General features: G+C 68.8%; 12 protein-coding genes and 1 pseudogene. 9 read left to right on the forward strand and 4 right to left on the reverse strand.

Going from position 1 to position 10437, the window contains the following annotated elements; genetic code table 11:
• Window positions 1–19: 19 nt before the first annotated feature.
• From pdeM to FBZ88_RS29555, 4 genes are all read left to right on the forward strand, one after another.
• Window positions 20–754: a ligase-associated DNA damage response endonuclease PdeM gene (gene pdeM / locus FBZ88_RS29540; RefSeq protein WP_145620565.1), complete on the forward strand. Its 735-nt coding sequence runs from the start codon at window positions 20–22 to the stop codon at window positions 752–754.
• A gap of 422 nt (window positions 755–1176) precedes the next feature.
• Window positions 1177–2631 carry a cryptochrome/photolyase family protein gene (locus FBZ88_RS29545; protein ID WP_145620566.1) on the forward strand — a complete coding sequence of 485 codons (1455 nt, stop codon included), beginning with the start codon at window positions 1177–1179 and terminating at the stop codon, window positions 2629–2631.
• A gap of 79 nt (window positions 2632–2710) precedes the next feature.
• Window positions 2711–4048 carry an NAD(P)/FAD-dependent oxidoreductase gene (locus FBZ88_RS29550; RefSeq protein WP_088870983.1) on the forward strand — a complete coding sequence of 446 codons (1338 nt, stop codon included), beginning with the start codon at window positions 2711–2713 and terminating at the stop codon, window positions 4046–4048.
• A gap of 115 nt (window positions 4049–4163) precedes the next feature.
• Window positions 4164–4652: a P-loop nucleotide/nucleoside kinase family protein gene (locus FBZ88_RS29555; RefSeq protein ID WP_145620568.1), complete on the forward strand. Its 489-nt coding sequence runs from the start codon at window positions 4164–4166 to the stop codon at window positions 4650–4652.
• Between the two features lie 19 nt (window positions 4653–4671).
• Here the strand turns inward: FBZ88_RS29555 and FBZ88_RS29560 are convergent, their stop codons facing one another.
• Both FBZ88_RS29560 and FBZ88_RS29565 read right to left on the reverse strand, forming a co-directional pair.
• Window positions 4672–5439 carry an alpha/beta fold hydrolase gene (locus tag FBZ88_RS29560; protein ID WP_145620569.1) on the reverse strand — a complete coding sequence of 256 codons (768 nt, stop codon included), beginning with the start codon at window positions 5437–5439 and terminating at the stop codon, window positions 4672–4674.
• Window positions 5440–5510: 71 nt separating this feature from the next.
• Window positions 5511–5981 carry a GNAT family N-acetyltransferase gene (locus tag FBZ88_RS29565; RefSeq protein WP_186464660.1) on the reverse strand — a complete coding sequence of 157 codons (471 nt, stop codon included), beginning with the start codon at window positions 5979–5981 and terminating at the stop codon, window positions 5511–5513.
• A 361-nt stretch (window positions 5982–6342) separates the two neighbouring features.
• Here FBZ88_RS29565 and FBZ88_RS29570 point away from each other — a divergent pair, with 361 nt between their 5' ends.
• The 4 genes from FBZ88_RS29570 (at window position 6343) to FBZ88_RS29585 (ending at window position 8327) form a co-directional block, all read left to right on the forward strand.
• A complete protein-coding gene (locus tag FBZ88_RS29570; protein WP_246138910.1) occupies window positions 6343–7149 on the forward strand; it encodes an N-formylglutamate amidohydrolase in 807 nt (268 codons plus the stop codon).
• A 30-nt stretch (window positions 7150–7179) separates the two neighbouring features.
• Entirely contained in the window at window positions 7180–7488 is a 309-nt protein-coding gene (locus FBZ88_RS29575) for a DUF1244 domain-containing protein (protein WP_145620572.1), read from the forward strand.
• Between the two features lie 106 nt (window positions 7489–7594).
• Window positions 7595–7858, forward strand: a complete 264-nt coding sequence (locus FBZ88_RS29580) for a DUF2312 domain-containing protein (RefSeq protein ID WP_040850401.1) — start codon at window positions 7595–7597, stop codon at window positions 7856–7858.
• Between the two features lie 259 nt (window positions 7859–8117).
• Window positions 8118–8327, forward strand: coding sequence for a hypothetical protein (locus FBZ88_RS29585; protein WP_145620574.1), 210 nt, complete (start codon window positions 8118–8120; stop codon window positions 8325–8327).
• Between the two features lie 13 nt (window positions 8328–8340).
• Here FBZ88_RS29585 and FBZ88_RS29590 read toward each other — a convergent pair whose 3' ends face one another.
• Window positions 8341–9177 carry a DODA-type extradiol aromatic ring-opening family dioxygenase gene (locus FBZ88_RS29590; protein ID WP_246138911.1) on the reverse strand — a complete coding sequence of 279 codons (837 nt, stop codon included), beginning with the start codon at window positions 9175–9177 and terminating at the stop codon, window positions 8341–8343.
• A 127-nt stretch (window positions 9178–9304) separates the two neighbouring features.
• Here FBZ88_RS29590 and FBZ88_RS29595 point away from each other — a divergent pair, with 127 nt between their 5' ends.
• Entirely contained in the window at window positions 9305–10279 is a 975-nt protein-coding gene (locus FBZ88_RS29595; protein ID WP_186464661.1) for a LysR family transcriptional regulator, read from the forward strand.
• 24 nt (window positions 10280–10303) lie between these two features.
• Here the strand turns inward: FBZ88_RS29595 and FBZ88_RS29600 are convergent.
• A pseudogene (locus FBZ88_RS29600) lies at window positions 10304–10437 on the reverse strand (ISAs1 family transposase); the annotation flags it as partial.

Below are 10437 nucleotides of genomic sequence, written 5' to 3' on the forward strand. Positions count from 1 at the left end.
AGTTGGGGACCTTTTACGCATGAACGCCCGCTTCGGCACCGGCAGCACCGGCGACCAGACCAGCCTGACCGTGAATGGGGCCGTGGTGCTGGCCGACGCCAGCGGCGCCCTGTTCTGGCCGGACCGGGGCCTGCTGGTGGTGGCCGACCTGCACCTGGAAAAGGGTACGGCCTTCGCCGGGCGCGGCACCCTGCTGCCGCCCTATGACACCGCCGCCACCCTGGCCCGGCTGGAGGCGGTCTGCCGCCGCCTGGCGCCGCGGCGCGTGCTGTGCCTGGGTGACAGCTTTCATGACCGGCGCGCCGGCGCCCGCGTCTCGGCCGACGACGGCCGGCGCCTGGCAGCACTAATCCAGGCCCATGAATGGCTGTGGGTGGCGGGCAACCATGACCCGGCCCCGCCGCCGGATTGGGGCGGCCGGGTGGTGGACGATTGGGTGGAGGGGCCCCTGGTTTTCCGGCACGAGGCCCAGGATGTCACGCCGGCCGGTGAAATCTCCGGCCATTATCATCCCAAGGCCAGCGTCCCCACCCGGGCGCGGCGGGTGGGGGGGCGTTGCTTCGTCACCGACGGCCACCGCCTGGTGCTGCCGGCCTTCGGCGCCTACACCGGCGGGTTGGATGTACGCGAGGCGGCGTTGCGCCGCCTGTTTCCCGCTGCCTTCAGCATCGTGCTGCTGCACCGGGATCGCGGCTACGCCTTCCACTCGACCCATATCCTGGGGACCGACCTGGCGGATACCGGCACATATTGACGGGGCCCCAAAAAGGAAACGGGCGGCCCGGGGATGGGGGGACCCGGGCCGCCCTTAGGTCGTCCGCCGAACGCGCTTTGGGGGGTGCGCAGCCAGGCCGGGATGGGGGAACCGGTACACTGGATCATCGAGCGGACACTGTTTCAAATAGGATCCCTTCTGGGAAAAACAAGCACGCCAATACATCAGTATAGGGTGGGGAATAGATTTCGCCGGGGGTGATCCACCGGATGGACGGGTACGTATCTTCCGTCATATGCGGTTCGTCCTGCGGCGTTCCGTCCAACACCCTGTCAAAACCCACGCCAGCCCTACGGCCAACCCCGAATGTCGCCTTTTTTCTTGCCCGCTATTGTAGCGCTCACACCACGCCGGGCCGCTGGCGCATGCCTGCCATCTGCAGAAATGCTAGGGTTCGCCTGATGTCCGCCGCCCCGAAGCCGCCCGTCATCGTCTGGTTCCGTCAGGATCTGCGCCTGGCCGACAACCCCGCGCTGAGCCATGCCGCCCAATCCGGCAGGCCGGTGGTCCCGGTCTACATCCTGGACGACCAAACGCCGGGACCGTGGGCGCCGGGGGGCGCCTCGCGCTGGTGGCTGCACCACAGCTTGGCGGCCCTGTCCGGGGCGCTGGCCGGCCCGGGCTGCCCCCTCATCCTGCGACGGGGCCGGGCGGACGTGGCGCTGCGCGCCCTGGTACGCGAGACGGGGGCGGAGGCCGTGGTGTGGAACCGCTGCTATGAGCCGCACGCCATTGCCCGCGACAGCACGCTGAAGGCCGACCTCAAGGCCGAGGGCATCGCCGTCGATAGCTTCAATGCCGCCCTGCTGGTGGAACCGTGGACGGTGAAGACCGGCACGGGCGGCCCCTACAAGGTGTTCACCCCGTTCTGGAAGGCTGTGCGGGAGGGGTTGGACCCGGGGCGGCCCGAGCCCACCCCCCGGCACCTGGCCACCCTGCCCACGCCGCCCGACAGCGACCGGCTGGAGGATTGGGGCCTGCTTCCCACCAAGCCCGACTGGGCGGGGGGCTTGCGCGACAGTTGGACACCCGGCGAGGCGGGCGCGCAACAGCGTCTGACGGATTTCCTGGCCCGGGCCGTGGCACGCTACCCGGAAGGACGCGACTATCCGGCGCAGCCGCTGACGTCCCGCCTGTCCCCCCATTTGCACCATGGTGAGATCTCCCCCCGCCAGATCTGGGCGGCGGCCCAGGCCCAGGCCAAGACCCAGGGCAGTGACGGCGTGGACTCGTTCCTGCGCGAGTTGGGGTGGCGCGAGTTCTGCCACCACCTGCTCTATCATTTTCCCTTCCTGCCGGAGCGCCCCTTGAATCCGAAGTTCGAGGCCTTCACCTGGGATGACAACGCCGGCCATCTGGCGGCGTGGCAACGCGGCCTGACGGGCTACCCCATCATCGACGCCGGGATGCGGGAGCTGTGGGCCACCGGCTGGATGCACAACCGGGTGCGCATGGTGGTCGGATCCTTTCTGGTGAAGCACCTGCTGCTGCCCTGGACGGCCGGCCAGGCCTGGTTCTGGGACACGCTGGTGGACGCGGACCTGGCCAACAACGCCGCCGGCTGGCAATGGATCGCCGGCTGCGGCGCCGACGCCGCCCCCTATTTTCGCGTGTTCAACCCGGTACTGCAGGGCGAGAAGTTCGACGCCACGGGAGAGTATGTGCGCCGCTGGGTGCCAGAGCTGGCGGGCCTGCCCGACCGCGTGCTGCACCAGCCCTGGACCGCCGACCCCATCACGCTGCGGGCGGCCGGCGTGCGCCTCGGCCACGATTACCCCCACCCGGTGGTGGAGCATAAGGCGGCGCGGCAGCGGGCGCTGGACACCTTCGCGGCGATCAGGGACGACAACGATTGACCTCTGGGGTTAAATGCCGATGCGAGATCAGATGGATGACCAGGGACCCGCGAGTGACGCGGGCAGCGGGAGCGCGGGTATGAAGATCGCCGTCATCGGCGCCGGCATCACGGGCATGAGCTGCGCCTGGCTGTTGGCACGGCAAGGCCATGACGTGACCCTGTTCGAGCAGAACAGCTATCTGGGCGGCCACTCCAACACGGTGGATGTGCCCGGTCGCGGCGCCCATCCCATGCCCGTGGACACCGGCTTCATCGTCTACAACGCCGCGACATATCCCAATCTGGTGGCGTTGTTCGAGCATCTGGACGTGCCGACCCAGGCGTCCGACATGTCCTTCGCCGTCACCCTGGACCGGGGCAAGCTGGAATATTCCGGCACGAACCTGGCCGGCATGTTCGCGCAAAAGCGCAACCTGCTGTCGCCCACCTATCACCTGATGCTGCGCGACATCCTGCGCTTCTACAAGACGGCCCCGGCGCTGCTGGACCAGCCCTCGGCCGCCGCCATGACGCTGGGCGAATACCTGGTGGCGCAGCGCTATGGCCATCGCTTCATCTACGACCACCTGCTGCCCATGGGTGCCGCCATCTGGTCCTCCACCATCGGGGAGATGCTGTCCTTCCCGGTGCAAAGCTTCGTGCGCTTCTTCTGCAACCACGGCCTGCTGAAGCTGAAGGAACGGCCGCAGTGGCGCACGGTCACGGGCGGCAGCCGCGCCTATGTCACCCGCCTGACCCGGTCGCTGGAAGGCCGGCTGCACACCGGCCGGGCCATCGTCGCCCTGCGGCGTTCCGGCACCGCCGTGCACATCCAGGATTCCCAGGGGTGGAGCGGCAGCTATGACCACGTCGTGCTGGCAACCCACGCCGACCAGGCCCTGGCCCTGCTGCTGGACCCGTCGGAGGAGGAGCGGCGCATCCTGGGCGCCTTCCGCTACCAGATGAACCGGGCGGTGCTGCACCGCGACCCGCTGCTGATGCCCCGCCGCGCCAAGGCCTGGTCCAGCTGGAACTACAGCGCCCATTCCACCCGGGACCGGGACGCCAAGGTATCCGTCACCTACTGGATGAATTTGCTGCAGGGGCTGGACAAGCGCGTGCCCCTGTTCGTCACCCTGAACCCCATCACCGAACCGCGCCCGTCGCTGAAGGTGCGGGAGTTCATCTACGACCACCCGCTGTTCGACCTGGCCGCCGCGACGGCACAGCAGGAATTGGGCCTCATCCAGGGCACCCGCCGCACCTGGTTCTGCGGCGCCTACTGCGGCTATGGCTTCCATGAGGATGGCCTGTCCGCCGGCCTCGCCGTGGCGGAGTCGCTGGGCGCCCAGCGGCCGTGGCAAGTCACCGACGCCTCCCCCGCCGGGCGCAACGCCCGCCCGCGGGGCAGCGCCCGCCTGGCGGCGGCGGGGTAAGGCGGCATGGTCCTGGTCCGCACGTGCCTGAGGCGAATTACCACCCCGGCCTGATCCTCAGGCCGGGCCGTTGGCGTTCGCCCCATCCTTCGCGGTTCCCAAGGACACCCTCACCATGACATCCCCCATACCCATGCTGCACCTGGTGTGCGGCAAGATCGCCGCCGGCAAGTCCACACTCACCGCCACCCTGGCGGCGGCGCCCGGCACCATCCTGCTGAGCGAGGATTACTGGCTGGCCCGCCTGTATCCCGAGGAACTGGCCAGCGTCGCCGACTACATCCGGCTCAGCGCCCGCTTGCGCCAGGTCGTGGGGCCGCACGCCGTGGCCCTGCTGCGGGCCGGGCTGTCGGTGGTGCTGGACTTCCCCGCCAACACGCCCGGCTTGCGCCTATGGATGCGCGGCCTGTTCGAGGAAGCCGGCGCCGCCCACACCCTGCATTACCTGGACGTGCCCGATGAGGTCTGCCGCCAGCGCCTGCGCGCCCGCAACGCCGCCGGCGGCCACGACTTCGCCGCCACCGACGCGGAGTTCGACGCCATCACCCGCTACTTCGTCCCGCCGGACGAGGCGGAAGGGTTCATGATCGTACGCCACCCGTAAACTCAGGCCGCCCCTAAACTCAGCCTGCTAGGAAATCCGCAATGGCCCGGCCCAGGTCGGGCTTGGTCACGGCGCTCATATGGTCGCCGGGGATTTCGACGTAGCGGGCGTTGGGCAGGGCCGCGACCAGTTCCTGGGCCGACCCGTTGTCCTGGTCCTGGGCGCCGGCGGTGATGAGGATGGGCAGGTCCAGGCCGGCCAGCACGTCCGGTGGGGTGTCGACGAAGGTCTCCAGGATGTTCAGCAGGGCGACCGGGTCGCCCCCGACCGTCTTCAGGAAGGCCTCCGCCATCCATTCCGGCGTGCCGCGCTCGAAGGTGCCCAGGTTGGTCAGGATGCGGCGGAAATGCTCCCCCCGGCCGGCGGTGTGGGTCAGGCCGGCCAGGCCCATGCCGGCGCAGATGGCGCGGGCCGGGGTGGCGCCGCGCGCCAGCATGCGCATGGTGGTGCGCCCGCCCAGGGAATAGCCGCCCAGGTCATAGTCGGTCAGGCCCAGATGCTCCACCAGCGCCAGGCCGTCGTCGGCCAGCACGTCGGGCGGGTAGGCCGACACCTCATGCGGCTTGGCGCTGTCGCCGTGGGCCCGCAGGTCCGGCATGATGACGCGGTAGCCGCGCTCCGCGATGCGAGGCGCGTGGCCGTACTTCAGCCAGTTGACCGTGGCGGTGGAGAAATAGCCATGGATCAGCACCAGCGGCCGGCCTTGACCCAGCTCGCGGTAGGCCAGGCGCTGGCCGTCGCGGCCGAAGAAATGCTGAACGGTGATGTCGGAGGGGGCCACGGGCATGCATCCGGCGTTGGGGAAACCTTGCCCCAAAGCTACCGTCAGGCCAGGGGATTGGAAAAGTCTTCCGCCGCCTAACGGCCGAGCGCCTTGCGCATGCCCCAGGCGGCCAGCTGGGTGCCGCAGCCCATGGTCATCAGCCGGGGACCCTGGCGCTGATAGCCCATGGCCTCATAAAACCCCACCGCGTTCATGGAGGAGGTGAGGTGCAGGGCGCCGGCGCCCCGGTCGCGCGCCAGGGTCTCGATCTCTTCCAGCAAGCGGCGGCCGGTACCCTTGGCGGCCACCGGATCGACATAGACGGCCCGGACCTCGGCGCTGTAGAGCGCAGAGAAGCCGACCACGCGGCCCGCCTGCTCCGCCACCAGCACATGCTCCCCCCATTCCGTCATGGCGGTGCGGTAGTCCGCAGCCTCACGCCCGCCCAGAAGGGCGATGAGTTGTTCGGGCGAGTAATGCCCGGCGCAGAAAGCGTGCACGGAACGGATATGGACCTGGCGTATGCCCTCGGCGTCGTCGGCCTCCCCAGGCCGGATCACCGGCATCGGGGCATCAAGGGGGGGTGTGCGTATGCTCGACCGGTACATGCCGCCCAATTCTGTCCTCGCCCAGGGGCTTCGGCAGCGCCCGTCCAGCACCTGGAACAGCCGCAGTCATTTCAAAGGAAACGTGCGCCATCCGGCTCCCCAACGCGGGAAAGCTGCACGTCGACGAAGTATGCACGGGGAAGACGCTGAAAGCGATGCCTCGCATGCACCCATTGCTATTTTCCCGGTAATTCGGGCGGCGCGCAAGCCGGCCGTTCATCGTTTCGACATCAACGGTGCAGGAATGCCCGGCGGGGGCTTCCATCCCCGACCGGGACCGCTATCCTGGCAGGGCATATTCCCTGAGATAGGCCGCCCCTTGGACACGCTTGCCTCTCCCGCCGCCTTGCTCGCCCCTGATGAGCCGCCCGCCGTCACGGTGGTCAATCCCCACGGGCCCGCCCCCGTCGTGCTGCTGTGCGAACATGCCGCACGCCGCGTGCCCGCCCGCCTGGGCACCCTGGGTGTTCCGGCGGCCGACATGGAGCGGCACATCGCCTGGGACATCGGGGCGGAGGCGGTGACTCGCGCGCTGGCCCGGCGGCTGGACGCGCCGGCGGTCATCGCCGGATATTCCCGCCTAGTGGTGGATTTGAACCGCCCGCTGGACAGCGCCACGCTGATGCCGGCGGTCAGCGACGGCACCCCCGTCCTGGCCAACCAGGCCCTGACCGATGGTGACCGCCAGGCGCGGCTGGATGCCCTGTTCCACCCCTACCACGCCGCCGTCGCGACGTGCGTCGATGCCAAGCGCGCGGCGGGCCAGACGCCGGCCATCATCTCCGTCCACAGCTTCACGCCGGTCATGAACGGCTTCCAGCGCCCCTGGCATCTGGGCGTGCTGTGGGACCAGGATGGCCGCCTGCCCCTGCCCTTGTTGGAGCTGTTGCGGGCCCTGCCGGGTGTGGTGGTGGGCGACAACGTTCCCTACTCGGGGCGCGACGGCCACGGCTATACCCTGAAGACCCATTCCACCCGGCCAGGCCTGCCCGGCGTGCTGATCGAAATCCGGCAGGATCTGATCGGCGACGCGGTGGGGGTGGAGCACTGGTCCGCCCTGCTGGCGCAAGCCCTTGGACAGCTGATCGGCCGCCCCGATATACACCACGTGCTGGCCGGCGCCTGAGCAGGCCATCCCCCTTCACAAGGATATTCCATGGTTCCCGAGATCGACGACGCCACCCGGATGGAGCTTGAGGCCGCCGCCTTCCGCCGGCTGGTGGCGCATTTGCGTGAGCGCACCGACGTCCAGAACATCGACCTGATGAACCTGGCCGGATTCTGCCGTAACTGCCTGTCCAAATGGTATCGCGCCGCCGCCGAGGAAAAGGGTGTGCCGCTGGACTATGAGGCCGCGCGCGAGATCGTCTACGGCATGCCGTACGAGGACTTCAAACGCCTGCACCAGCGCGAGGCGACGGCGGAGCAGAAGGCGGCGTTCGAGCAGAGCAAGCCGAAGGACTGACACGGGGGGCGGCGCCCCTTTACCGGCGCTTGCCCATCCCCGGCCGCGCGGGTAAGGTCGCGCCCTCACCATTCAGACCACCACTTAGAACGAAGAGGCATTCCCCATGTCGGACGCCCCTGTTGCGACGGATGTTGGCGGCATCGCCGGCGACCGCCTGCGCTCCATCATCGAGCGCATCGAACGCCTGGAAGAGGACAAGAAGGGCATCGCGGACGACATCAAGGACATCTACGCCGAAGCCAAGGGCGTGGGGTTCGAGACCAAGATCATCCGCGCCATCGTCCGCCTGCGGAAGATGGAAAAGAACGACCGGCAGGAGCAGGACGCCCTGCTGGAGCTCTACAAGGCCGCGCTGGGCATGGAGTGAGCTGCGGGGCTCGCACGAGCCCGGCACCGTCAGGATCAAGGCCGGGCCGCCAGCGGGCGCCCGGCCTTTTTCTTTTCAGCCTCGACCGCCACCAGGCACAGCGGTCTATGTATGATGGGGTGGCCTGAAGTTTCGGATGACGACCATGGACCAAACACAACCGAAAGCTGCCCCCTTCAGCAGGCTACGGCTTGCGCCCCTTATTCTACCGATGATTTGTGGCCTATCTTGGGGTGGCTTGGTCTGGATAGGGCTAGACTTGGAAAAAAGCGTCCAGGCTCGCCTGGGGCATGTTGACCTCGCCCAGGTTTCCGGCATCGTCGTGTTTCCTTTTATGGTCCTACTGATGGCCTTGGTGCCTTCGTTACTACTGAGCCAGACGAGATGGGCGTGGATCGGAAACCTGTGGTGTCTGCTCTTCGTGCTGCTGCTTTTTCCCTACCTCTTCATGTATGGCGGCGGGATGTAAGCCGCCTGGCGTTTCAATCGAACCGATAGGCGTCCATGGCCAAGGCGCCCAGCTGCACACTGCCGTGCAGGCGGCGGCCGGGCTGACCCGGTGTCGCCGCGCCCACGGCGGCGAACAGGGGCAGCAAGTGTTCGTCGCGCGGGTGGTTCTGGCGGGCGAAGGGCGCGCGGGCGCGGTAGTCGTCCAGGGCCGCGACGTCGGCGCCGCTGACCTTGTCATGGATCCAGGATTGGAAGGCAGCGGCCCAGGGCGCCACCTCATCCGTGCCCTCCCACGCCAGGTCACGCAGATTGTGGGTCAGCGAACCCGAGGCGATGATCAGCACCCCCTGGTCGCGTAGCGGCCGCAGCGCCTCGCCCAAGCGGCGGTGGTGGGCGGGTCCCAGATGCGGCTGGATGGACAGCTGGGCGACCGGAATGTCGGCTTCCGGGAACATCAGGATCAAGGGGACCCAGGCGCCGTGGTCCAGGCCGCGCGCTTCCCCTCCCGTGACCGTGATACCGGCGGCGGCCAGGGCCGCCAGGGCCGCCCGCGCCACCTCCGGCGCGCCGGGGGCGGGGTAGCGCATCTCAAACAGGGCGCGGGGAAAGCCGCCGAAATCATGGATGGTTTCCGGCCGGTCGGCCAGGGAGGCCGTCGGCGCCGCCGTCTCCCAATGCGCGGACAGCATCAGGATGGCGCGGGGGATGCCCGCCGCCCGGATGTCGCGACCCAGGGTCTGCAGGAAGCGCCGCGCGTCACTGTCCTGCAGCGCCAGCATGGGGGAGCCGTGGGAGATGAAATAGACCGGCTGGCGCGCCGCCGTGACAGGGGCCGGGGCGGCGGCGGGCATGGCGGAGAGGGCGGGCATGGGGCGGAACCTTGGGTTTGGAAAGACTGACCCTTCCAACATGGCCCCATCGACACCATTTGCCAAATCACTGGTTATCAACATCACCATTCACCATAGTGATGGCCAGTGGCGAAGGGGGCCATCCATGGACATCAGCCAGATCGACCTGAACCTGCTGCACGTCTTCGATGCGCTGTACCGCGAACGGCAGGTGACGCGGGCCGGCCGGGCGCTGGGCCTATCGCAGTCCGCCGTCAGCAACGCGCTGGCCCGCCTGCGCCAGCACATGGGCGACGACCTGTTCGTGCGCACCCCCACCGGCATGGTGCCCACCGCCGTGGCCGACACCATGGCCCGCCCCCTGCAAGGCGCCCTGGACCAGGTACGGGCCGCCCTGGCCGCCCGCCAGCCCTTCCTGCCGTGCGAGGCGCGGGACGCGATCACCGTGGGCCTGTCCGACCACGCCGAGTTCGTGCTGGGCCCGCCCCTGGTGGCGGCCCTGCGGGCGGAGGCCCCCGGCCTGTCCCTGGTGCTGCGCCATGCCGACAAGGACAACGCCCTGCCCGGCCTGGAATCGGGCCTGCTGGACCTGGCGCTGGGCATGCTGCCCGACCCGCCCGCCCACATGACCCGGCAGATGCTGGTGCGCGACAGCCTGGCGGTGCTGATGCGTCCGGGGCATCCGGCCCTGGATGCCCCCTGGACCCTGGAGACCTACCTCGCCTTCTCCCACCTGCTGGTCTCGGCCACCGCATCCAAGGTGGGGGCGGTGGACCGCATGCTGGAAGCCGTGGGCCGGCAGCGCACCCTGGCGGTGGTGGCATCCCACCTGCTGGCGGCCGCCCCCATGCTGCGCGATAGCGACCTGGTCTGCACCATGCCGGCGCGCGTGGCCCACCCGTTGGCCGACTCCTTCGGCCTGGCGGTGCTGCCCCTGCCTGCGGACATGCCGGTGGGTGACAAGCCAGCGGGCGGCATGCGCCTGTCCATGGTGTGGCACCGCCGCCTGGACAGCCACCCGGCCCACGCCTGGCTGCGCCGCCGGGTGGCGGAGGTCGCCCGGTTCCTGCCTCCCGTCCCCGGGGTCGCGGGCGGCGGGGGCGACACCGCCGCTGCTTGACCCAGGGGAATCGCTTGAAGTGCCTCACCCCCGTTGTCGTATGACGGTTTCGAGGTAGTCGATATTCCAGGATGCCTTTTTTCGTCGGACAGTCAGGCTTTGTTTGCCGGGTGCATTGCGTATGAGGTTCATGGCCATGTGTTTGACAACAGCCATGT

It is taken from the genome of Nitrospirillum bahiense, assembly GCF_007828025.1.
Classification (GTDB): Bacteria; Pseudomonadota; Alphaproteobacteria; order Azospirillales; family Azospirillaceae; genus Nitrospirillum; species Nitrospirillum amazonense.